A 22630-nucleotide genomic window follows, 5' to 3' on the forward strand; every position below is an offset into this window, starting at 1 on the left:
AACGGGCGCGCCGCCAGGCCGCGCACTCATGGCGTGGCCGCCGCCGGCGACGCCACTGCCCCCTCCGGAAAGCCCAGCGCCTGCTCGGCCGCCCGCGCGGTCAGCGCCATGTCCGCCCAGGCCGGATGCGGCGTGGTGGGCGGGATCTGGCTGCGCATCAGCCGCTGCGGATCGGTCTGGTCGGCGAAGGTCCCGCTCCAGGCCTGCGGCGTCTGCCACAGGGCGTGCTGCAGCACGATCTGCATGTTGGCGATGGAGTGCCGCGCCAGCAGATGCGGAAACCAGGCGCCGTTGACGTCGTAAGCAGTGCGGAACGCCTGCCCCACCGACGCATAGCCGAACGTGGACGGCGGCAGCGACGGCGCGTAGTCCCAGTAGTTGTAGCAGCGCGTGCTGTCGGCCGCAGCGATATGCGCGGCATAGGCCTGTTCCCAGCTCGCGTCGCCGACCATCGGGCTGCAGAAGTTGATGTTGCGGCTGGGCAGCCCCGGCCGGCTCAGCGCCAGGTCCAGCGAGAACAACTGGCTCAGCGCGCCGCCCAGGCTGTGCCCGGTGACGTAGACCTGGGTCGGCGCGAAGTGCTCCAGCAGCGCGAACAACTGCGCGCGCATCGAGGCGCGCATGGCGCCGCCCCTGCCGTTGTAGATGCCGTAGAACCCGGCCGACACCTGCGGCACCGGCGTGACGGTATGGGCGCTGGGCACGAAGGCGGTGGTGGAGAAGTCCAGGTCCTCGTAGATGTCCAGGTCCGAATCGGTGCCGCGGAACGCGAACAGATAGGTCCCTGCGGTGGCGGTGGAACGGAACAGCAGACCGAACAGCTCCTCGCTGCCCCCCAGCGGGTCGCCATCCCAGCCGGACCAGCGGGCGACCAGACGGTAGTCGGACGGCGCCGAGACCGGCTTGCCTTCGTAGGCCGCGTAGGCGGCGATGCTGGCGGCGGCCATCGCCAGGGTCAGTTGCGGCGGCAACAGTGGTTGCGTCGCGGGAATCGCACTCATCGGCAAACGTCCTGTCGGAAAGCGGCGCGTGCCGCGGGCAATCGGCACACGCCTTCCCTGCGGAACCGTGGTCCGTCCGCCACGCTGCATGCGTGGCGTGGTCGCTTAGTAGCACCGGGGATCGGCGCGATGCTTCGATGCGCATCGCAGCGCGCTGCGCATCGCCGCACTTGTCTACAGGAGTCAGCGCGCACCGGCTCTGCACGTGGCCTGCACCCTCCCGTCACGGACTGCGCGCGCGCCTGCCGGCACAGTGCAGGCGGGCACTGTCGCCCGCTCGGAGATCCGCATGGCCAGCCCGCAGGAACTGGAAGAGAAATTCTGGAAGGCATTGAAGTCCGACCGCACCGTGATGCTGGGCCTGGACGGCGTCGAGGACGGCCACGCCCGGCCGATGACCGCGCAGTTCGAGGGCGATCGCGGCGGCCCGATCTGGTTCTTCACCTCCAAGGACAACGCGCTGGTGCAGAAGCTGACGCAGAGCCAGCGGGTGATCGCGGCGTTCAGCGCCAAGAACCACGACCTGTTCGCCAGCATCAGCGGCACGCTCAGCGTCGATAACGACCAGGCGGTGATCGAGCGCCTGTGGAACGGCTTCATCGACGCCTGGTACGAACAGGGCAAGGACGATCCGAAGCTGGCGCTGCTGCGCCTGGACCCGGATCACGCGCAGATCTGGCTCAACGGTTCCAGCCTGATGGCCGGCATCAAGGTGCTGTTCGGCATCGACCCCAAGCGCGACTACCAGGACAAGGTCGCCGACGTGCCGCTGCGCTGAGGTAGACGCGCTCGCCACGCCGCCGTAGCGCCGGCTGCATGCGTGCAGCCGGTGCATCCGCTCGGCCGGCCGCCTCCTGCCCGCCGGGCGCATCGCGTCTGCATGAGGTCGAGAAAACGCGCCGCGCTTCATGCAAGCGGCGCATGGCGTCGACCGCGCCGAAGCAACGGGTCATTCGGCCTTCAGCAGTCCACGAATCGCATCGCGCAGCACGGCTTCGGTGGCTCGCAGGGCACGATCGACCTGGTCTTCGGCCACCGCCTCCGCCAGCCGCAACCACGCCTGCGCCCCCGCCGGGTCGGCGTGCCACACGGCCATCAATGCCCGGCAGCGCGGGCGCAACGCAGGAGCGATCCAGTCCGCCTCCGCCGTCAGTCCCGCATCCAGCATCTCCATCTCGGCGCTTCCTGCCATTGCACGCGAAAATGCGAATTCGCACCGCAGCAGCATGACCAGCGTCTCCCATTGCGCGGCAGCGTGCCCCGCCTCGGCGAGGCGCTGTTCCATCTGCGGTTGCAGTTCCGCCGCTTGCCGCCACTGACCACGCTGTTGCGCCGCCTTCAACGCAAACCAGCTGTGGCACAAGGCCAGGTCGCTGCGTGCGAGCACGTCCAGGCGGGACGGCGACAGCCTGTCGCGGTGACGCCCTGGCATGTCCACCCATTGAGTTCTGCAAGCACGTACGCCGGGGCATCCGCTTCGTGCCACTGCGCCACATTCGCCCATTGCAAGCCGTCGGTTGCTCCCGACCGTCCCTGCACCGGCAACAGATTGATCAGCGCGACCGCGAAGTTGAGGACGCCGATGCCAACGCAGAATGCGCCCAGATTGCTGTCGACCCCGGCGCATCGCGCGGCAAGCCATGCGATCGACGCCACCAGCAGATTGGCCGCCGGCCCGCCGACGATCGTCAATCGATACTGCCGGCGCAGCGACAGGGAGGGATCCGGCACGGGCAGCACGAAACCGATCGGATGGCCCGGACGCACGCGCCGCCAACGCATCCTCCAGCCACGGCGGCGCGCATGCAGTTGCAGCGGGCCGATATGGATCAGGTAGACGGTCATGCCCGCGGCACGCGCCGCCAGCACGTGGCCGCACTCGTGCAGCGCCACCGTCGCCATGCCCGCCAGCGGAAGACTGAGCAGGATCACCGGCAGCTCGACCATGCCCGGTGCCCAGACGCCCTGGACCAGGGCGATAGCGCCGACCGCCATCGCCGAGACGCCGATCAGCAACAGCACGCCCTGCACGCCTGTCAGGAGCCGATTGAGCCAAGGCGATGGCATCCACGCGCCGCGTGTTGTCCCGGCCGAACTCATGGCCGGCTCCGCGCGGCACCGAGCGGCCACCCGCCAAGCCGGAACCGCGCAGCGCACGCACGCGCATGCGTCGCCAGCAGGGCGCCACCTTCATGGACGGCGATCGTCGCCAACGGCGTCAGCAAGCAGATCAGCCTCGGCGCCAGCGTGGACACGACAGGGATCCGCGCCTGCGTCAGCGCATGCTGTCTCGCGCTGTCGGCTGCGCCGACCTCCCGTCGCATCGCCCGGTAGCCGAGCATCGCTTCGGCACCCGTCCGCTCTGCCGCACGTTTCGACCAATCACTGGCTGGACCACGCAACGGCGCCACCTAACGGCGATAGCGCACCGCCAGCTGCGCGGCCGCCGCAGCGCGATGCCGGCGCAGGGCCAGGCCAAGCGGACTCATGGTCGCCGTGTCGGCGTCGCCCGACTGCTCCTCCAGGGCGCGTTGCACGCGCGGCGACAGTCCCCAGTCCGCGGAAATGGCCTTGGCGCAGTGCGCCGACCAGGCCTCCAGCATCTCGGTCATCGCCGCCGGCGTGGGCGCTGCCTCGGCGTGGCGTGCGTGGACATCGCGCAGCACCTGCACCACCGAGACCGCACCCAACCCGCACAACAGCGCCAGCAACTGCGCGGCGTTCGCATCCTCGCGGTCGGGCACTTGGGAGGCGGCGTGCGCCGACAGCAGGGTGTGTTCCCACAGGACCGCCGCACAGCGGCCGAAGACGCTGCCGTCGTCGACGATCACCGGTTGCAGCAGCGCCGCCAGCACGATCTGGCGCAAGCCCTCGGTGCCGAGCAGGGCCACCGCCCGTTCCAGATTCTCGATCGGCTCGGGATGGCGGCGGTAGACGACGCTGTTGGCGATGCGCAGCAGGTTGCCGGCCAGCGCCGGGTCCTGGCCCAGGATCGTGGCGATGGAATGGGCGCCGGCGGTCGGGTCGTTGATCGCGCGGGTGAGCTGCGGCAGCAGGTGCGGGCGTCGCGGCGTGTAGCGCGGATGCGCGTCGATGCGCGCCAGCACCGCGGCGGCCTCAGCCATGACCGCCGGCGCAGGCGTGGCCGACGTGCTCACCGGCCGGCCGGCGAATGCCAGCTCGCACAGGCGCGCCAGGATCGCGGCGTCCGGCACCGGATCCAGATCGAGCAGGGCCGGGTCGGCGAAAGGGTCGAGGCCCGGGTCCACCGGGTCCACCGGGGCAACAGGCGCGGCTGGCGCGGTGGGTGCAGACACTGCCGGTGCCGCGGATACGTCGGCATCCTCGACATGGGCGCGCGCCTGCGGCGCCTCGGCCGCATCGCCAGGGCCACGCCGCAGCCACCACCACAGTCCGCCCCCCAGCACCAGCGCACCCGCACTGATGGCAATCCACATGATCGGCACGATCGTCGTCATCCGCAAAACATCGCCAGGTCCCCGCGCCCGGCCACCGGTGCGCGCCCACGCGGCACGCCATGTCATTCAAGCACGCCGCGCGGGTTTCTGCGCAACGCCGACGTGATGCGGTGGCCGACCGCCGTGAGGCGGTCATGGACAACGCGCGATCGCGCCACTCAGCAGCAAGCAAGCGGCGTGCCGACAGCGCCATTCACCACTCCATCAGCCTGTGGCGCCGCTCCTCGCTGCCGCCTGCGGACGGCACGTGGCGGATCTGGTCGGGGCGATGCGGCTTGAACGCCGCCCTATGGGGGCGACGGCCACCCGCACGCTCAGTGCGGCGCCGGTGCGGGCGCGGTGCGATGCCCGTAGCTGAGTACCCGCGTCAACTTCCAACCGTCCGGGTCCTGGCGCCACACCATCACGAACTTGGCGATGCCCTCGCAGCGGCCGCTGGCCAGCTCGCAGAAGCGGTGCTCGCCTTCCTCGATCGCCCCGAAGTCCTTGATCGGATAGACCCGCAACGTACCGGGCAGCAACTCGCGGCGGACCTTGCCGCAGATCCATTTGCGCGTGTTGTCGACGACGCTCGCACGGTCCCAGGTGACGCCGCCGGTGTCGTGGTAGAACTCCACGTCCGGCACGAACGACGACTCGAACGCCGCCAGGTCGCAGCGGTTGTAGGCCTCGAACAGGCGCTGGTCCAGCGCCGCGACGGTGTCGAACAGCGGCCCCGCCGCCCCATCCCCGGCCGGTTCCGCCGCGCGGGTCGTCGCCGCGCACGCCATCAACACTGCCAACGCTCCCCAGACTTTCATCTGCACCCTCTGCGTGAGTCGATGGGACACTATGAGACCGCCCGGGCCGCGGCCGCAAGATTGCCGCATGCGCTGGCGCGGCGCCGCAGAAGCGCACGCGGCAGGCACCCTGGCCGACGCCGGCACCTACATGTTGCGCCGATACTCGCCGCCCACCTCATACAGCGCATGGCTGATCTGGCCCAGGCTGTGAGTCTTGACCGCCTCCATCAGCGCCGCGAACACGTTGCGGCGCTCGCGCGCGGTGCGCTGCAGCGCGCCCAGGCCGGCGCCGCTGGCGGCCAGCGCCAGCGCGTTGCGGCGCTGCTGCCAGTCGCGCACGTTGCCGATCTGCTGATCCTTTTCCTGCTCGGTGGAGCGGATCAGCTCGATCTCGGTCGCGGTCTCGCCGGCATGCTCCTTGGGCAGGAAGGTGTTGACCCCGACCAGCGGCAGACTGCCGTCGTGCTTCTTGTGTTCGTAGTACAGGCTCTCTTCCTGGATCTTGCCGCGCTGGTACATGGTGTCCATCGCGCCGAGCACGCCGCCGCGCTCGCTGATCGCCTCGAACTCCTTGTACACCGCTTCTTCCACCAGGTCGGTGAGCTGCTCGACGATGAAGCTGCCCTGCCAGGGGTTCTCGCAGAAGTTCAGCCCCAGCTCCTTGTTGATGATCATCTGGATCGCCACCGCGCGGCGCACGCTTTCCTCGGTCGGCGTGGTGATCGCCTCGTCGTAGGCGTTGGTGTGCAGGCTGTTGCAGTTGTCGAACAGCGCGTACAGCGCCTGCAGCGTGGTGCGGATGTCGTTGAACTGGATCTCCTGCGCGTGCAGCGAACGGCCCGAGGTCTGGATGTGGTACTTCATCATCTGGCTGCGCTCGTTGCCGCCGTAGCGCTCGCGCATCGCCCGCGCCCAGATCCGCCGCGCCACCCGGCCGATCACCGTGTACTCCGGGTCCATGCCGTTGCTGAAGAAGAAGCTCAGGTTCGGCGCGAAATCGTCGATGTGCATGCCGCGCGCCAGGTAGTACTCGACGATGGTGAAACCGTTGCTGAGGGTGAAGGCGAGCTGGCTGATCGGGTTCGCGCCGGCCTCGGCGATGTGATAGCCGGAGATCGACACCGAGTAGAAGTTGCGCACCTTCTGCTCGACGAAATACTGCTGAATGTCGCCCATCATGCGCAGCGCGAACTCGGTGCTGAAGATGCAGGTGTTCTGCGCCTGGTCCTCCTTGAGGATGTCGGCCTGCACCGTGCCGCGCACGCTGGACAGGGTCTGCGCCTTGATCTGCGCGTAGGTCTCCGCGTCCAGCAACTGGTCGCCGCTGACCCCGAGCAGGGCCAGGCCGAGGCCGTCGTTGCCCGGCGGCAACTCGCCGTGATAGCGCGGGCGTTCGCGGCCTTCGAACAACCGGGCCAGCGTCTGCTCGGCCTGGGCCCAGCGCTGCGCGTCGGCCTTCAGATACTTCTCCACCTGCTGGTCGATGGCGGTGTTCATGAACATCGCCAGGATCATCGGCGCCGGACCGTTGATGGTCATCGACACGCTGGTGGTCGGCGCGCACAGGTCGAAGCCGGAGTACAGCTTCTTCATGTCGTCCAGGGTCGGGATGTTGACTCCGGAGTTGCCGATCTTGCCGTAGATGTCCGGGCGCGGCGCCGGGTCCTCGCCGTACAGGGTGACGCTGTCGAAGGCCGTGGACAGGCGTGCGGCCGGCTGGCCGACGCTCAGGTAGTGGAAGCGCCGGTTGGTGCGCTCGGGCGTGCCCTCGCCGGCGAACATGCGGATCGGATCCTCGCCGGTGCGCCGGTACGGATACACGCCGCCGGTGTACGGATAGCTGCCGGGCAGGTTCTCCTTGCCGAGGAAGGTCAGCAGTTCGCCCCAGCTCTTGTAGCGCGGCGCGGCGATCTTCGGAATGGACTGGTGGCTCAGCGACTCCCGGTAGTTCTCCACCCGGATCGGCTTGCCGCGCACCGCGTATTCGGTGACCGGGTCGGTGATCGACTTCAGCCGCTGCGGCCACTCGCGCAGCAGTTTCAGCGATTCGCTGGACAGCGACTGCAGCGCATCGTTGTAGCGCTGGCGCAGCAACAATAGGGTTTGATCGACTTGTTGCAACGGATAACTTGGCTCGGCATTTGCATAAGTGGTCGCCGCCACACGATTACCACTCCGAACTATATTCGACTGACCGATAAACGTATTCGGAGGAGCCGCAGCATCGCGCGCATATGCTATTGCAGAGCCATGCAGATAGCCGTCGGCATACAGTTCCAGTTGCGCCGGCAGTTGCGGATCCTGCAGTTCGTGCAGCGCCTGCCAGAACGCCTGCGCGCGGTCGGCGGCCTCGGCCTGGCGCAGCACCCCGGCATTGATCGCCCGGCCCTGCTCGGCGATCTCGGCCAGGTAGCGCACGCGTGCGCCGGGAATCAGCACGGTGGCGCGCGGCTCCTTCAGCGTGGTGTCGAGCTGCGGGCGGAAATCGCAGTGCGCCGGCGGGCCGGCGGCGGCATCGGCCGGCGTGGCCAGCTTGTCGCGCAGCAGGCGGCACAGGTTGACGAACATCCAACTCACGCCCGGGTCGTTGAACTGGCTGGCGATGGTCGGGTACACCGGCACCGCCTCGTCCTCCAGCTGGAACGCCGCGCGGTTGCGCCGCCACTGCTTGCGCACGTCGCGCAGCGCGTCCTCGGCGCCGCGCCGGTCGTACTTGTTCAGCACCACCAACTCGGCGAAGTCGAGCATGTCGATCTTCTCCAACTGGCTCGGCGCGCCGTAGTCGCTGGTCATCACGTACACCGGGAAATCCACCAGATCGACGATCTCCGAATCGCTCTGGCCGATGCCGGCGGTCTCCACGATCACCAGGTCGTAGCCGACCGCCTTCAACAACGCGATGCAGTCCTTCAGCACCCGGTTGGTGGCGGCGTGCTGGCGCCGCGTGGCCATCGAACGCATGTACACGCGCGGGCTGCGCAGCGCGTTCATGCGGATGCGGTCGCCGAGCAGCGCGCCGCCGGTGCGGCGCCGGCTCGGGTCGACCGAGACCACCGCGATGCGCATCTGCGGGAAGCTGGCCAGGAAGCGGTTGAGCAGTTCGTCGGTGACCGAGGACTTGCCGGCACCGCCGGTGCCGGTGAGGCCGAGCACGGGCGCGGCGCGCCGACTGCGCGACTCCGCCGCGGACGCCGTGCCGGACTGCCACTGCTTGCGCAACAGCGCCAGTTCCGCCTCCGAGAACGCGCCGTCCTCGATCGCCGACAGCATCCGGCCGATGCCGATCTCGTCGTCGATGTCCGGCAGCGGGGAGCCGGCCGGCGTCGCGCCACGCGCCTCCGCCGCGGTCTCGCGCCCTTGCCCGGCACGCGCCACCACGTCCTCGATCATCTCCACCAGGCCCATCTTCATGCCGTCGTTGGGGTGGTAGATGCGCTCCACGCCATAGGCCTGCAGTTCGGCGATTTCCTCGGGCGTGATGGTGCCGCCACCGCCACCGAACACCCGCACATGGCCGGCGCCGCGCTCGCGCAGCATGTCGACCATGTACTTGAAGTACTCCACGTGCCCACCCTGGTAGGACGACAGCGCGATCGCGTCGGCGTCCTCGTGCAGCGCCGCGCGCACCACGTCCTCGACGCTGCGGTTGTGGCCGAGATGGATCACCTCGGCGCCCTGCGCCTGGATCAGGCGGCGCATGATGTTGATCGCCGCATCGTGGCCGTCGAACAGGCTGGCGGCGGTGACGAAACGCAGGGGACTGGCGTCGGTCTGCGGCAACGGAACGCGGGACGCGGGAAGGCTCATCGTGCGGACATCGAAAAGAGAATGCCGCGATTCTAGGCGCGCAGCGCGACACGGGCAGGTTGCGCTGCAGCATGCGCACGTGGGCGGCAAACCGCGTACGCGACGTCGCACCTGGCTATCCGCTGCATGAATACGCCCTCGGAAACGCGTCAACAACCGTGCCGGTCGCGGCGTTTCCTCCCGCGTCGGCAGCCCGCCGATGCCTTCGGAGACATCGCATGTTCGCTCGTCCCTTGTTGCTGGCCACCCTGCTCGGCGGCGCGCTCGCCGGCGCCATGGCCGCCGCGCCCGCGCAGGCGCGCGAAGTGGTGGAACTGTCGGTTCGCACCGCGCCACCGCCGCCTCGGGTGGAACGGGTGGTGGTGCGGCCCGGCTATGTCTGGATGCCCGGCTACTGGCAATGGAACGGACGCCACCACGTCTGGGTCGCCGGCCGCTACGTGGTGGAACGGCCGGGCTACGTCTACGTCGGCCCGCGCTGGGAGCACTACGGCCCCGCCTATCGCTTCCACGCCGGCTATTGGGCACGCCACTAATCCCAGCTCCCCGAACCAGGCCCGCGATCGCCGTGCCGGCGGCGATCGCGGGCAACGCCGCCGCGGCGTGCTTGGCCGCGGCAAGGCGTCAACAATCGCTGCCGCCCATGGCGCCAACGTGCGCCTCCTCCCGCCGCACCAGCATCGGTCACCGCGACCGCGGGACCGACCCAGGCCACATCGCGCCGCCCGCCCCTATGTGCCCGGCGCCAAAACCGCCCTCTCCCGCGACTCATGCGCCTCCCGGCGAACGCGCACACACCGCCTGTGGCGTCGCACAGCGCCACGAGATGCCCGCCCCGCCCGGCCACCACGCCATCGCACCGGCGGCCGGCAATTGCTTTAAAATGTCGGCATCGCGACGCTCAGGGCCTGTTCCGGAACCGTCGCGTTTTTGTTTTGCGCCACCCACCAGGCACGTTCCTGGATCATGGTGTCCGACACCTGCAACGCCAGCGGAGCCCCCATGCTTTTCGAAACGCTAGCCAACACCGGCCACGAACAGGTCGTCTTCTGCCACAACCGCGACGTGGGACTGCAGGCGATCATCGCCATCCACAACACCGTGCTCGGCCCCGCGCTGGGCGGCGTGCGCATGCGCCCCTACGCCAACACCGAGTCCGCCCTGCAGGACGCGCTGCGGCTCAGCCGCACCATGACCTACAAGAACGCGCTGGCCGGGCTCAACATCGGTGGCGGCAAGGCGGTGATCATCGGCGACCCGAAGAGCGACAAGTCCGAAGCGCTGTTCCGCGCCTTCGGCCGCTACGTCGATTCGCTGGGCGGCCGCTACATCACCGCCGAGGACGTCGGCACCGACGTCAACGACATGGAGCAGATCTACCTGGAGACCGAGTACGTCACCGGCGTGCACCAGGTGCACGGCGGCTCCGGCGACCCGGCCCCGTTCACCGCCTACGGCGCGCTGCAGGCGCTGATGGCCTCGCTGCAACGCAAGTTCGGCCACGAGGAGATCGGCAAGACCAGCATCGCCGTGCAGGGCCTGGGCCACATCGGCATGGAGCTGGTGAAGCTGCTCAAGGAACGCGGCGCCAAGCTGTTCGTGACCGACCTGGACCCGGCGCTGGTCGCGCGCGCGGTGGCCGAATACGGCGCCGAAGCGGTGGACCCGGACGATATCTACGACGTCGCCGCCGACGTGCTGGCGCCGTGCGCCATGGAGAGCGCGCTCGACGAGGCCAAGCTGCCGCGGCTCAAGGTCAAGATCGTCTGCGGCACCGCCAACAACCAACTGGCCAATGCCGCGGTCGGCGAGGAACTGCACCGCCGCGGCATCCTCTACGCGCCCGACTACGCGGTCAACGCCGGCGGCGTCATGAACGTGTCGCTGGAGATCGACGGCTACAACCGCGAACGCGCGATGCGGCTGATCCGCAGCATGTACCACAACCTCGGCAAGATCTTCGACCTGTCCGAGCGCGAGAACATTCCGCCGCAACAGGCCGCCGACCGCATCGCCGAGGCGCGCATGCAGGCGATCGGCAAGCTCAAGCTGCCGCTGGGCCGTACCGCACCGCGCTCGATGGGCCACCTGCGCGGCGAGTGATGCCTCGCGCCGCCGCCTGCGCCGCAGGCGGGAGGCCGCAGATCGCAGGGCCGGGACGTCCCGGCCCTGCTTGACTGACTGATCGACCCCGCACCGGCGCAGCACGCGCCGGTTCGGGCACCGGAACTCAGAAGCCCAGGCGATAGCGCAGCGACACCGCGCGGTCGTCGCCGCGCGGGCCGAAGCGCTGGTCGTAACCCAGCCCCAGCAACGCCCCATTCCAGCGCGTCTGCAGGCTGGCGCCGAACAGGCCGCCGGAGCGCGCCGGCTGCAGGTCCACCAGCGGCGCCCACGCGTTCACGCCGACGAAGCTGGCCTGCCGGTCCAGCCCCTGCGCGGCCAGCGTCTGCTGCCACTCGGCATAGCCCTGCAGCGACCAGCCGCGCCCGCCGAATCCGCCGCGCAGGCCGGCCAACGCCTGGCTGCGCGAGGAACTGGCGGCACCGGCCATCAGCCCGAAGCCATCGCCGCCCTGTTCGCGGAAGCCATCGCTGTCGATGCGGCTGTAGTCGGCGCCGGCATACGGGGTCAGCCACGCCGGGCCGCGCCCGAGCCGATAGCCGACCTCCACGCTGGAGGACAGGAAGCGACCGGCATAACGGCTGGAGGCGTCGGCAACGGTGTCGCCGAGCAGCAGGCTGCGGTCGAGCTGGCGCTGGTACTGGCCGCTGCCCAGTTGCGCCAGCGCGTACGCATTGCCCGCCATCGCGCCGAGATAGGCCTGGCCCTGCACCTGGCGGTTGCGGCTGCGGTCCAGGCTGCCGGCGTCGCTGGCGCGGCTCTCGCCGAAGGCGAAGCCGGCCACCGCGTGCTCGCCCAGACGCAGGTCCTGGCCCATCAGCCAGCCATCGAGCTGGAACTGGCTGCCGGCGAAGCTGCCCTGCCCGGTCTCGCCCAGGCGCTGACTCCAGGCACCGACCGCGCGCGGCTGGTCGACCAGCGTATCGAAGCGGCTGGACAGCGCGCGCCGCTGCAGATCCATCGTGTCGAAGGTCATCGCGGTGGCCGCGGCATGCGCCTCGCCGGACAGGCTGCGCAGGGTTGCCGACGCCGCCGCCACGCTCGGCGACTGCTGCACCGCGCCGGCCGCCTTGAGCAGGGCGCCATCGACCGTGGCCGGGTCGTGGCTCAGCTGCGTGTTGAGCTGCGCGAACGCCGCGTCCACGCGCGTCGCCGAGGCCAGCGTGGCGGCGGTGATGTTGCCGAAGCTGGCCGCGGCCGCGGTGACGCTCAGCGACTGCACGGTGATCGAGGCGCTGGTGGCGTCGTAGGACAGCGACGAGGTCAGGAACACGTTCGACGGCGTGGTCACCGAGGCGAAGGTGCCGGTGAGCCCGCCGTTGGCCTGCAGCACCGTGTACGCGGTGTTGTTGACCACGTAGTCGCGCTTGCCGAGCACGTACAGCGAACCGCCCTGCAGGGTGGCGCTGCCGCCGACCGAGAGCTTGTCGCCGACCAGCAGCGCCAGGCGGCCGTTGCTGCTCTGCACGTAGTTGCCGCTCAGGCTCAGCGTGGCCGCACCGACCTGAAAGGTGCCGGCATTGGCGACGCTGCCGCCGAGCGCGCCGGCGCCGACGAAGGTGGCGCCATTGCTGATCGCCACGTTCGAGCTGCCCAGGCTGGCCGCGCTGAGCGTGCCGCCCTGCACCTGGGTGTCGCCGCTGTAGGTGTTCTGGGTGCCGCTGAGATTCAGCGTGCCGCTGCCCTGCTTGATCAGCCCGCCGCTGCCGGCGATGTTGTTGGCCCAGGTCGAATTGCCGGTGAATCCCACCGTCACGTCACCCCAGTCGAAGCGGCCCGGTCCCTGCACCGCCTTGCCGACGTTGAGCAGGCCGTAGCCGAAGGTCGCGTCCACGCCGGGCGTGCCCAGGTCGGTGGCGGTGCCGAGCAGGGTCTGCCGGACCAGATCGTTGGTGAAGTACGGGAAGGCCTGCCAGACCAGCGCCGCCGCGCCGGACACCAGCGGCGCCGCGAACGAGGTGCCGCTGCCGTAGTAGTAGTCGGGGTTGCTGGTAGAGGTGGTCGCCTTGGGATCGACGAACACCTCGGTGCCGGGCGCGACCAGGCAGTAGCGCATCGCCGCGCCGCAGGCGTTGGAGTAAGAGGCCAGTTGCGTGCCGGTGCTCGAATCGGTTGCCGCCACCACCAGCCAGCCGCGCTCCAGGTCCGCCGCCGGCAGGGTGCCGTTGGGGCCCGCCTTGCTGGGCAGCGAAGCGATGTCCGAGGGCGTGGACTTGGATTCGTTGCCGGCCGCGAACACCACCAGGCCACCGTTGCCGAGCACGAACGGGCGGTACTCGGCGGCGATGGCATTGGTCGAGTTCAGGTCGGTCCAGTAGATGCCGCCCCAGGAGTTGTTCATCACCTTGACGCCGGCATTGATCAGGTCCTGGTGCACCTGGGTCAGGCCCAGTCCGCCGCTGACCTGGTTGCCGCTGCCGCTGCCGTCGTCCTTGGGCGGCGTATCGGAAATGATGCGCGCGGACACGATCTGCGCGCCCGGCGCGATGCCGCCCGGCCACTGCCCGACCGACTTGCCTGCCGCCAGCTGCGCCACGGTGGTGCCGTGGCCGTCGACGTCGTCGACCTTGGTGTTGTTCTGGCTCGGATCGACGTAGATCAGGTTCGACACCACCCGCCCGGCCAGGGCCGGATGGTTGCGGTTGACGCCGGTGTCGACCACGCCGATGCGGTAACCGCTGCCGTCGTAGCCGGCGTTGTGCGCGGCCAGCGTATTGGTCAGGGTCAGGTGCGCGTCGAACGCCGGCTGGGGCGGCGGCGGCGAGGTCGGAGGTGGCGACGTCGGCGGCGGCGGCGGAGGCGGCGGTGGTGGGGGCGGAGGCGGCGAGGTCGGTGGCGGGCTGCCATGGGTCAGATTGCCGCCACCGCCACCGCCGCCACCGCACGAGGTGAGCGCAACCGCTACCGCGGCCGCCAGCAGCGACCGTGCCATCAATGCCCGCATGTTCTTCCCCTCAAATGTCGTCTGCCGGCCATACGGCCGGTGTTGCCCACGTTAGCGGCCGCCTACGACGGCGCTGAACTACGTCAAATCTACACGGGAATGCAAACCATAGGACTGGCCCGGCAGTGGACGCAATTGGCAGAACCCGCGCCGCGGCCGATAATCGGCACACCACTTTCGTAAGGGTTTGCCATGACCGAGATCGTCATCGCCGCGGCCAAGCGCACCGCCATCGGCGCGTTCCTGGGCCAGTTCAACGGCGTGCCCACGCCGACGCTGGGCGCCGCGGCCATCCGCGCCGCGCTGGAGCAGTCCGGCATCCCCGCCGCCGACGTTTCCGAAGTCATCATGGGCTGCGTGCTGCCGGCCAACCTCGGCCAGGCCCCGGCACGTCAGGCCGCGCGCGCGGCCGGCGTGCCCGACGGCACCGGCGCCACCACCATCAACAAGGTCTGCGGCTCGGGCATGAAGGCGGTGATGCTCGGACACGACCTGATCAAGGCCGGTTCGGCCAGCATCGTCGTCGCCGGCGGCATGGAATCGATGAGCAACGCGCCGCACCTGCTGCCGAACTCGCGTACCGGCAACCGCTACGGCAACTTCCAGGCGGTCGACCACATGGCCTGGGACGGCCTGACCAATCCCGACGACGGCCAGGCGATGGGCGTGTTCGGCGAGGCCACCGCGGAGAAGTTCGGCTTCAGCCGCCAGGACCAGGACGCGTTCGCGATCGAATCGGTGAACCGCGCGCAGGCCGCGCAGCGCGATGGCGCCTTCGCCGACGAGATCGTCCCGGTCGCCGTGGCCACCCGCAAGGGCGAGGTACGGGTCGACAGCGACGAGCAGCCGGGCAAGTCCGACGTGACCAAGATCCCGGCGCTGAAGCCGGCGTTCAAGAAGGACGGCACGGTCACCGCGGCCAGCTCCTCGAGCATCTCCGACGGCGCCGCCGCGCTGGTGCTGCTGGGCGCCGACGAGGCCGCCCGCCGCGGCGTCGCGCCGCTGGCGCGAATCGTCGGCCATGCGACCTTCTCGCAGGCGCCGGAATGGTTCACCACCGCGCCGGTGGGCGCGATCCGCAAGCTGCTTGACCAGGTCGGCTGGAGCCTGGACGACGTCGACCTGTTCGAGATCAACGAAGCCTTCGCCGTGGTGGCGATGGTGCCGATCAAGGAACTGGGCCTGGACCACGCCAAGGTCAACGTTCATGGCGGCGCCTGCGCGCTCGGCCATCCGATCGGCGCCTCCGGTGCGCGGCTGCTGGTGACATTGCTAAATGCGTTGCGCAGCCGTGGCGGCCGCCGCGGAATCGCGACGCTATGCATCGGCGGTGGCGAAGCGACAGCGGTCGCCATCGAATTGATTTGATTGGGATTAACCCCTGAAACACAAAAATGAATGCGCGTGCGCTTGACAGCCGACTTTGGCTTGTCATCATGTTGAGGGCGCGCATTCGCGCGTTGCCTAACTAAACGACGAGGATAGACACAATGAGCATCAACAAGCTGCTGATCGCAATGGCCCTGGGCCTGGCCCTGGCCGCGTGCTCGAAGCAGGAGCAGGCCCAGGACGCCGCCGCTTCGGCTAACGAAGCCGCCACCGACGCGCAGGCTGCTGCCGACCAGTCGGCTGCCGCCGGCGCCCCGACCGCCGACGCCGCTCAGGCCGCTGCCGACACCGCCGCGACCGCCGCCAACACCGCTGCCGACGCTTCGGCCGCTGCCGCCGCTGCCCCGACCGATGCCGCTGCCGACAAGGCTGCCGACACCGCCAAGGCTGCGGAAGACACCGCCGACAAGGCGAAGGACGCTGCTCAGGAAGCCAAGAAGTAATCACTTCTTGCTTTTTGCAGTCCTGAAAGAGCCGCTGGTCCGCCAGCGGCTTTTTCTTTGCCTGGCGTTTGCCGGGCAGCACGGCAACGGCGCCACCAGCGTGCCGGCACAGCCTGTTGCCGGAGGGCGACTAGGTGACGACGCATGCATGTCGCCTCGCGCGAATGCCGCGCCGTCGTCCGTCGCTGACGTCACTGACGTCGCCTCGCAAGCGTGCGTCCCCGCACACAGGATTTGTCCGCGCCATTGCGTCGTCCACGCGTAGCGCGCATGCAAGCGCGACGCATGACCCGCACGACGCGCCGCATCGCCGCCCGCGGCGGGCGATGCGCACCGCTGCCACGCGCCATGCACGTGCGGCGCGTACGCGCCGACGCCGCACATCCGCATGGCCCGCATCGCCGGCATGCGACGGCAGCCGCGCGCATCGCAGTGCCTGGCTCCCACCCCACGGCGCCTCCCCCACCAGCGACAGCTCCTTCCTGAACACTGCCCCGCGCCACCGCTTCGCCTTGACGCAGGCTGCATGCGCGTCCGCCTAGGCTGCGCCGCGTCACCCACCCGTGGACGGAGAAGCCGCATGAACAAGACCCCGATCGTGGCCCTGCTGGGCGCCCTCGCACTGGCCGGCTGCCAGGGTCCCGAATCGCAGCAGGCACAACGCGACGCCAAGGTCGCTGCCGAACAGACCGGCGAAGCGGCCAAGGAAGCCGCCGGCGAGGTCGCGCAGGCCGGGCGCGAGGTCGCCGCCGACGCGCGCGATGCCGCGCACCGTGCGGCCAACTCCGATGCCGTCCAGGATGCCTCGGCCGCAGCCAAGGAGATGGCGGCCGATGCCAGCGAGGCCACGGCGAATGCGGCGCAGAAAGTCGCCGACAAGGCACGCGAGAACGCCAACGAAGATCCGCACAACGGCGACCGCGAGCAGCATTGAGTCATTGGCCGTCCCCGTGCATGCGGGGGCGGCCTCTGCCGCGCAGCGCGTGCCGCGCGCTGTGCCGGCAGGGCGTCTTTTGTGACGCCGGTCCAAGGCGTTTGCGACGTCACAGTAGACTTTTGCGATGCCGATTCTCCAACGTGTGCGGGCCAGGACCCGTCTAGCCCTGTTGTTCTCCGCCGCGGTCTTCGTCCTGATCGGCGTCGGCGTTTTCTATGGCGCGCAGCGCGCCATCTCCGATGCCGCACGCGTCGCCCACACCCACGAAGTGCTGCGCAACATCGACGAGGTGCAATCGACCTTGCTGATGACCGAATCCTCGTTGCGCGGCTACGAGTTGACCGACAACCAGGCCTATCTGAGCCTCTACTACGACAGCGCCGAACGCGTGCCGCGGCAGTTGGCGCAACTGCGCAAGCTGGTCGCCGACAATCCCGTGCAGATCGCCAATGTGCAGATGCTGGAGCAACTGGCGAACACGCGGCTGGTGCAGATGCGGCAGATGCTGGCGGTGTACCAGCGCGACGGCCTGGAAGCGCTGCAGCGGGCGATGGCGCCCAGCGTGTACCAGAGCTCCAGCGCGGTCCGCGATCAGGTGCAGCAGATGACCGACGTGGAACTGCAACTGCTGCAGAGCCGCGACACGTCCAACCAGCGCAGCGCCGACATGTTGCTTGCCCTGGCCCTGGCCGGCATTCCGTTCGGCCTGGGCAGCGTCGGCGTCGTCTATGCGCTGCTGTTCCGCGAGTTGCGTAACCGCAGCAACGCCGAACAGGCCGCCTCGATCGCCAATGAGAGGATGGAAGCCAGCATCAACGAGCTGGAGCGCACCAGTGCCGACCTCAACGCGCTCAGCCGCTATACCGGCCTGTTGCAGAGCTGTGCCGAACCGGCCGAGGCGCTGACAGTGACCGCGCGCCTGCTCGCCGCGCTGATGCCCGACGCCGGCGGCAGCGTCTATCTGCTGCGCGCCTCGCGCGACCGTGCCGAGGAAATCGTCAGCTGGGGCCAGCCGCCGGTCGGCAGCGAGCCGGCGGTGGCGCCGCAGGACTGCTGGGCCTTGCGCCGCGACAAGAGCCATTTCGTGCACGCGCAGGGCCACGACTCGGTCTGCGCGCATCTGCGCGAGGATCCCTACGCGGCCGGCGCCAGCACCGCCTGCATTCCGTTGTCGGCACAGGGCACCCAACTGGGCTTCGTGTTCCTGGCCGGGCGCGGCCCCGGCGCGCTGCCGCGCATCGCCATCGCCGAGGCCGCCGCCGAGCAGCTGTCGCTGGCGCTGAGCAACCTGCGCCTGCGCGAGTCGCTGCGCCTGCAGTCGATCCGCGACCCGCTCACCGGCCTGTTCAACCGGCGCTACCTGGAAGAATCGCTCAACCACGAACTGGCGCGCTGCGGGCGCCGGCAGATGCCGCTGTCGCTGCTGATGCTGGACGTGGACCACTTCAAGCAGTTCAACGACCTGCACGGCCACGGCGGCGGCGACGCCCTGCTGGCCGCGGTCGGGCAGATGCTGTCGACGCGGCTGCGCGGCGAGGACATCGCCTGCCGCTACGGCGGCGAGGAGTTCACGGTGATCCTGCCGGAGACCGGGCCGGAACAGGCGCAGGCCATCGCCGAGCAGATCCGCAGCGCTGCCCAGCAATTGAGCGCGACCGTGGACGGCAAGGCGCTGCCGGCGGTGACCATGTCGATCGGCGTGGCCAGCTATGCGCGCGACGGCGTGGTCGCCACCACCCTGCTGCGCAAGGCCGATGCGGCGCTGTACCGGGCCAAGCGCTGCGGCCGCAACCAGATGCAGGCCTACGACCCGACGCTGGACGGCATGGGCTGAACCGGCGGCGGTCGCAGTCGGGCCGCCGTTTTGAAGAAAGCGTCACAAAACCGACGCGATAGAGCGGCGATAGTCGCGCTTCCCCCGACTGGAGACGACAGCCCATGTCCATCTGGAAAGACCAGGGTCCTGCGCGCAAGGATGGCCTGCCGCCCGTTCCCGGCAACGGCGCGTTGCCGCCGGAGCCGCGCCCGGCGGGCGATGCCGCCCCAGGCGAACCGCTCGCCGCGGTCGCCGCCGCCGCCCCTGCCGCCCGCGCCGCTGCGCCGGCACCCGCCGCGAAGGAATCGCTGATCGCCGCCGACATCAGTATCGAGGGCAAGATCGAGGGCACCGGCCACATCCGCATCGCCGGCAAGTTCAAGGGCGACGTCAATGTGCAGGGCGACCTCACCATCGAGACCGGCGCCAAGCTCAGCGGCGGCGTGCGCGCCGACAAGGTGGTGATCGCCGGCGAGCTGGAGGGCAACATCGAATCCGCCTCGCGGGTGGAGCTGCTTGCGTCCGGCGCGCTGATCGGCGACGTCAAGGCCGGCTCGCTGACCGTGGCCGCCGGCTCGCGCATGCGCGGCCAGGCCGACTTCGGCTGGGACGACGACAAACATGCCCGCAAGGGCGGCAAGCCCGCGGAGTCCGACGCCGGCGCATGAGCAGCCCGCGTCCCGGCAGTCCGGGGGCGACCCGGACCTGCCCGCACTGCAAGGCCACCATTCTCGAAAGCGCCAGCGTCTGCCCGGCGTGCAAGCATCATCTGCGCTTCGATTCGGCGGTGCTGCAGCAGTCGGCGCCGTCGGCGCTGGTGCCGCTACGGGTGGAGGGCAGCATCCGCCACCCGGCCGACGGCAGCGCCTGGGAGTACACCGTGCTGGTGAGCATCCGCAACGGCCGCGGCGAGGAGATCAAGCGCCAGTTGGTCGGCGTCGGCGCCATGCTCGACGGCGAGGAGCGCAGTTTCACGCTCTCGGTCGAGGCGACGCCGGTGCGGGGTGGGAAGCGCGGAAAGCATTAGCGTCTGTGGCGCTGGGATTGGGGATTGGGGATTCGTAGGAGCCTGGCCCCTCTCCCGTCGGGAGAGGGGTTGGGGTGAGGGTACGGCTGCGCGTCGCCTCTGATCACCGCACTTGCTGCGTGGCTACGTTGGCCGCCGTACCCTCATCCGCCCCTTCGGGGCACCTTCCCCCAAAAAGGGGGCCGTGGTCCCGGAGGGAGAAGGAAGTGCTGGCCCACTTTTCCACATGTCGAGGGCGCGCTGGCCTCCATAGCGCAGCCCAAGGCATTGCAGAAGCTGAGCCCCTCTCCCGTCGTGAGAGGGGTTGGGGTGAGGGTACGGTCGCGCGACGCCGGTGATCACTGCACTTGCTGCCTGACTAGGCTGGCAGCCGTACCCTCATCCGCCCCTGCGGGGCACCTTCCCCCAAAAAGGGGGCCGTGGTCCCGAAGGGAGAAGGAAGTGCCGGCCCGCTTTTCCACATGTCGAGGGCGCGCTGGCCTTCATACCGCAGCTCATGGCATTGCAGAAGCTGAGCCCCTCTCCCGTCGGGAGAGGGGTTGGGGTGAGGGTACGGTCGCGCGACGCCGGTGATCGCTGCACTTGCTGTCTGGCGACGCTGGCCGCCGTACCCTCATCCGCCTCTTCGGGGCACCTTCTCCCGAAGGGAGAAGGAAGTCCCGGCTAGCCCAATTTTCCACATGCCGAGGGCGCGCTGGCCTCCATAGCGCAGCCCAAGGCATCGCGGAAGCTGAGCCCCTCTCCCACCGGGAGAGGGGTTGGGGTGAGGGTACGACTGCGCGTCGCCTCTGATCACCGCACTTGCTGCGTGGCTACGTTGGCCGCCGTACCCTCATCCGCCCCTTCGGGGCACCTTCTCCCGAAGGGAGAAGGAAGTCCCGGCTAGCCCGCTTTTCCACATGTCGAGGGCGCGCTGGCCTTCATACCGCAGCTCATGGCATTGCAGAAGCTGAGCCCCTCTCCCGTCGGGAGAGGGGTTGGGGTGAGGGTACGGTCGCGCGACGCCGGTGATCGCTGCACTTGCTGCCTGACTAGGCTGGCAGCCGTACCCTCATCCGCCCCTTCGGGGCACCTTCCCCCAAAAAGGGGGCCGTGGTCCCGGAGGGAGAAGGAAGTGCCGGCCCACTCATTTCCCACTTGGCGACGGCGCGGTGCGTCGGCATGCCACACGCCTACGGCAACGCACGCATCAGCAGTTCCTCGACCGGCACACCCGGCTCCAGCGTGCCGAACGCCAGGCCATGCGCGCCGGCCAGTCGGCTTTGCACGAACACAGTGGCGGCCGGACTGCCGCTGCGCAGCAGGAGCGCGGCCTGCAAGGCCAGCGCGACGCGTTCGGCCAGGCGCCGTGCGCTGTACTCGTCCACTTCGGCGTTGCCGGACAGCGACGCGCGCAGTGCGTCCAGCGCCGCGTCATAGGCCCGGTCGCTGCCGGCCGCGGTCTGCAGCTCCGCCAGGACCGAGGCCGCGCTGGCCGGCTCGCGCGCCAGCGCACGCAGCACGTCCAGGCACTGGATGTTGCCGCTCCCCTCCCAGATCGAATTCAGCGGCGCCTGCCGGTACAGCCGCGGCAGGATCGACTCCTCGACGTAGCCGGCGCCGCCCAGGCATTCCTGCGCCTCGTTAACGAAGGCCGGCGCGCGCCTGCACAGCCAATACTTGCCCAGCGCGGTGGCGATGCGCGCGAATGCGGCCTCGGCGGCATCGGTGTCGGCCGCGTCCACTGCGCGGGCCACGCGCAGCGCGAACGCGGTGGCGGCTTCCGATTCCAGGGCCAGATCGGCCAGCACGTTGCGCATCAGCGGCTGCTCGACCAGGCGCTTGCCGAACGCGATGCGATGCCGCGCGTGGTGCAGCGCCTGGGCGAGCGCCATGCGCATCTGCGCGGCGGCGGCGAGCATGCAGTCGAGCCGGGTCAGCATCACCATGCCGATGATCCGCGCCACGCCACGCCCTTCCTCGCCGACGCGCTGCGCCCAGGCACCGGCGAACTCGACTTCGCTGGACGCGTTGGACCAGTCGCCCAGCTTGTCCTTCAGCCGCATCAGCCGCAGCGCGTTGAGCTGCCCATCGGGCAGGCGCCGTGGCAGCAGGAAGCAGGTCAGGCCGCCCGGCGCCTGCGCCAGCACCAGGAAGCCGTCGGACATCGGTGCGGAGAAGAACCACTTGTGCCCGACCAGACTGTACGCGCCGGCGCCGTCCAGCGGCGTGGCGACGGTGGCGTTGCGGCGCACGTCCGAGCCGCCCTGCTTCTCGGTCATGCCCATGCCCAGGGTGATGCCGGCCTTGTCGGCGATCGGCACATCGCGCGGGTCGTAGTGCGGTGCGGCGGCCTTGTCGGCCCACTCACGCAAGGCCGGGTCCTGGCGCAACACCGCGACCGCGGCATGGGTCATGGTCAGCGGGCAACTGGTGCCGGCTTCGGCCTGGTGGTGCAGGTAGCTCAGCGCCGCACGCGCCACATGCGCGCCCGGCTGCGGGCTGTGCCAGGACAGCCCGGCCACGCCATGGCGCTTGGCCGCGTCCAGCAACTGGTGATAGGCCGGGTGAAACTCGACCGTGTCGATGCGGTGGCCGTAGCGGTCGTGCGTGCGCAGCCGCGGACGGTCGCGGTTGGCGTCGAAGCCGAGCCGATATAGCGCATCGCCGGCCAGCACGCCGTACTGCGCCAGCGTCGCCGCGAAGCCGTCCGCGCCCTCGCGTGCGCAGGCCTCACGCAGCACCGCGTCGCCGGCCCAAAGATCGCGCGGTTCGAACGGCGGCGGCTGATTCTCGACCGTATGCGTGGCGAACGCCGGCAGGTCCGTGTGCATGCATCTCCCTCCCAGAAGCGCTGCACGCATTGTGGCCGATCCGTCGCGTCGCCGCGAACGCGCGGGGC

17 protein-coding genes are annotated in these 22630 nt (G+C 69.6%); 9 read left to right on the forward strand and 8 right to left on the reverse strand.

Translation table 11 applies throughout. The features are described 5' to 3' along the window. Window positions 1-26: 26 nt before the first annotated feature. A complete protein-coding gene (locus tag SLW55_RS00560; RefSeq protein ID WP_320744297.1) occupies window positions 27-1001 on the reverse strand; it encodes a lipase family protein in 975 nt (324 codons plus the stop codon). 289 nt (window positions 1002-1290) lie between these two features. Between SLW55_RS00560 and SLW55_RS00565 the strand changes: the two genes are divergently transcribed. Then, window positions 1291-1779 (forward strand): pyridoxamine 5'-phosphate oxidase family protein, encoded by a 489-nt coding sequence (locus SLW55_RS00565; RefSeq protein ID WP_010342308.1) that lies wholly within the window; start codon window positions 1291-1293, stop codon window positions 1777-1779. 171 nt (window positions 1780-1950) lie between these two features. Here the strand turns inward: SLW55_RS00565 and SLW55_RS00570 are convergent, their stop codons facing one another. From SLW55_RS00570 to SLW55_RS00590, 5 genes are all read right to left on the reverse strand, one after another. Further along, window positions 1951-2343, reverse strand: coding sequence for a hypothetical protein (locus SLW55_RS00570; RefSeq protein WP_320744298.1), 393 nt, complete (start codon window positions 2341-2343; stop codon window positions 1951-1953). Next, on the reverse strand, window positions 2340-3101 hold the full coding sequence (locus SLW55_RS00575) for a M50 family metallopeptidase (RefSeq protein WP_295843215.1): 762 nt from the start codon (window positions 3099-3101) through the stop codon (window positions 2340-2342). The genes SLW55_RS00570 and SLW55_RS00575 overlap by 4 nt, the downstream gene beginning before the upstream one ends. Window positions 3102-3412: 311 nt before the next feature. After that, window positions 3413-4459: an HDOD domain-containing protein gene (locus SLW55_RS00580; RefSeq protein WP_320744299.1), complete on the reverse strand. Its 1047-nt coding sequence runs from the start codon at window positions 4457-4459 to the stop codon at window positions 3413-3415. A gap of 335 nt (window positions 4460-4794) precedes the next feature. Beyond that, complete coding sequence (locus SLW55_RS00585) at window positions 4795-5280, reverse strand: nuclear transport factor 2 family protein (RefSeq protein ID WP_026143238.1); 486 nt, start codon at window positions 5278-5280, stop codon at window positions 4795-4797. Window positions 5281-5406: 126 nt separating this feature from the next. Next, a complete protein-coding gene (locus SLW55_RS00590) occupies window positions 5407-9069 on the reverse strand; it encodes a methylmalonyl-CoA mutase family protein (RefSeq protein ID WP_320744300.1) in 3663 nt (1220 codons plus the stop codon). A 218-nt stretch (window positions 9070-9287) separates the two neighbouring features. Between SLW55_RS00590 and SLW55_RS00595 the strand changes: the two genes are divergently transcribed. Together SLW55_RS00595 and SLW55_RS00600 are read left to right on the forward strand one after the other, a co-directional pair. Beyond that, window positions 9288-9605, forward strand: coding sequence for a hypothetical protein (locus SLW55_RS00595; RefSeq protein WP_226978689.1), 318 nt, complete (start codon window positions 9288-9290; stop codon window positions 9603-9605). 466 nt (window positions 9606-10071) lie between these two features. Continuing rightward, entirely contained in the window at window positions 10072-11172 is a 1101-nt protein-coding gene (locus SLW55_RS00600) for a Glu/Leu/Phe/Val dehydrogenase dimerization domain-containing protein (protein ID WP_017908213.1), read from the forward strand. 127 nt (window positions 11173-11299) lie between these two features. On the opposite strand, the gene SLW55_RS00605 is transcribed toward SLW55_RS00600, so the two are convergent. Then, entirely contained in the window at window positions 11300-14125 is a 2826-nt protein-coding gene (locus tag SLW55_RS00605) for a S8 family serine peptidase (RefSeq protein WP_320744301.1), read from the reverse strand. Between the two features lie 204 nt (window positions 14126-14329). On the opposite strand from SLW55_RS00605, the gene SLW55_RS00610 reads away from it, so the two are divergent. From SLW55_RS00610 to SLW55_RS00635, 6 genes are all read left to right on the forward strand, one after another. Then, window positions 14330-15505, forward strand: coding sequence for a thiolase family protein (locus SLW55_RS00610; RefSeq protein WP_017914368.1), 1176 nt, complete (start codon window positions 14330-14332; stop codon window positions 15503-15505). A gap of 122 nt (window positions 15506-15627) precedes the next feature. Further along, a complete protein-coding gene (locus SLW55_RS00615) occupies window positions 15628-15969 on the forward strand; it encodes a hypothetical protein (RefSeq protein WP_048490955.1) in 342 nt (113 codons plus the stop codon). 580 nt (window positions 15970-16549) lie between these two features. Further along, on the forward strand, window positions 16550-16903 hold the full coding sequence (locus SLW55_RS00620) for a hypothetical protein (protein WP_152237942.1): 354 nt from the start codon (window positions 16550-16552) through the stop codon (window positions 16901-16903). A gap of 127 nt (window positions 16904-17030) precedes the next feature. Beyond that, window positions 17031-18740: a diguanylate cyclase gene (locus tag SLW55_RS00625; RefSeq protein WP_320744302.1), complete on the forward strand. Its 1710-nt coding sequence runs from the start codon at window positions 17031-17033 to the stop codon at window positions 18738-18740. Between the two features lie 104 nt (window positions 18741-18844). Beyond that, window positions 18845-19390, forward strand: coding sequence for a polymer-forming cytoskeletal protein (locus tag SLW55_RS00630; RefSeq protein ID WP_295919171.1), 546 nt, complete (start codon window positions 18845-18847; stop codon window positions 19388-19390). Beyond that, entirely contained in the window at window positions 19387-19749 is a 363-nt protein-coding gene (locus tag SLW55_RS00635; RefSeq protein WP_017916930.1) for a hypothetical protein, read from the forward strand. Before SLW55_RS00630 ends, SLW55_RS00635 begins: the two co-directional genes overlap by 4 nt. A 1172-nt stretch (window positions 19750-20921) precedes the next feature. Here SLW55_RS00635 and SLW55_RS00640 read toward each other — a convergent pair. Further along, window positions 20922-22562 (reverse strand): acyl-CoA dehydrogenase family protein, encoded by a 1641-nt coding sequence (locus SLW55_RS00640; protein ID WP_320744303.1) that lies wholly within the window; start codon window positions 22560-22562, stop codon window positions 20922-20924. Window positions 22563-22630 lie beyond the last annotated feature (68 nt).

The sequence above is a fragment of the Xanthomonas sp. LF06-19 genome, assembly GCF_034105425.1.
Taxonomy (GTDB): Bacteria; Pseudomonadota; Gammaproteobacteria; order Xanthomonadales; family Xanthomonadaceae; genus Xanthomonas_A; species Xanthomonas_A sontii.

Bases quoted from the DNA above. Each gene is read 5' to 3' on its own strand.
- SLW55_RS00560 (WP_320744297.1), bottom strand. From the start codon at position 1,001: ATGAGTGCGATTCCCGCGACGCAACCACTGTTGCCGCCGCAACTGACC.
- SLW55_RS00640 (WP_320744303.1), bottom strand. From the start codon at position 22,562: ATGCACACGGACCTGCCGGCGTTCGCCACGCATACGGTCGAGAATCAG.
- SLW55_RS00575 (WP_295843215.1), bottom strand. From the start codon at position 3,101: ATGAGTTCGGCCGGGACAACACGCGGCGCGTGGATGCCATCGCCTTGG.
- SLW55_RS00610 (WP_017914368.1), top strand. From the start codon at position 14,330: ATGACCGAGATCGTCATCGCCGCGGCCAAGCGCACCGCCATCGGCGCG.
- SLW55_RS00590 (WP_320744300.1), bottom strand. From the start codon at position 9,069: ATGAGCCTTCCCGCGTCCCGCGTTCCGTTGCCGCAGACCGACGCCAGT.
- SLW55_RS00565 (WP_010342308.1), top strand. From the start codon at position 1,291: ATGGCCAGCCCGCAGGAACTGGAAGAGAAATTCTGGAAGGCATTGAAG.
- SLW55_RS00625 (WP_320744302.1), top strand. From the start codon at position 17,031: ATGCCGATTCTCCAACGTGTGCGGGCCAGGACCCGTCTAGCCCTGTTG.
- SLW55_RS00600 (WP_017908213.1), top strand. From the start codon at position 10,072: ATGCTTTTCGAAACGCTAGCCAACACCGGCCACGAACAGGTCGTCTTC.
- SLW55_RS00615 (WP_048490955.1), top strand. From the start codon at position 15,628: ATGAGCATCAACAAGCTGCTGATCGCAATGGCCCTGGGCCTGGCCCTG.
- SLW55_RS00635 (WP_017916930.1), top strand. From the start codon at position 19,387: ATGAGCAGCCCGCGTCCCGGCAGTCCGGGGGCGACCCGGACCTGCCCG.
- SLW55_RS00585 (WP_026143238.1), bottom strand. From the start codon at position 5,280: ATGAAAGTCTGGGGAGCGTTGGCAGTGTTGATGGCGTGCGCGGCGACG.
- SLW55_RS00605 (WP_320744301.1), bottom strand. From the start codon at position 14,125: ATGGCACGGTCGCTGCTGGCGGCCGCGGTAGCGGTTGCGCTCACCTCG.
- SLW55_RS00580 (WP_320744299.1), bottom strand. From the start codon at position 4,459: ATGTGGATTGCCATCAGTGCGGGTGCGCTGGTGCTGGGGGGCGGACTG.
- SLW55_RS00595 (WP_226978689.1), top strand. From the start codon at position 9,288: ATGTTCGCTCGTCCCTTGTTGCTGGCCACCCTGCTCGGCGGCGCGCTC.
- SLW55_RS00630 (WP_295919171.1), top strand. From the start codon at position 18,845: ATGTCCATCTGGAAAGACCAGGGTCCTGCGCGCAAGGATGGCCTGCCG.
- SLW55_RS00620 (WP_152237942.1), top strand. From the start codon at position 16,550: ATGAACAAGACCCCGATCGTGGCCCTGCTGGGCGCCCTCGCACTGGCC.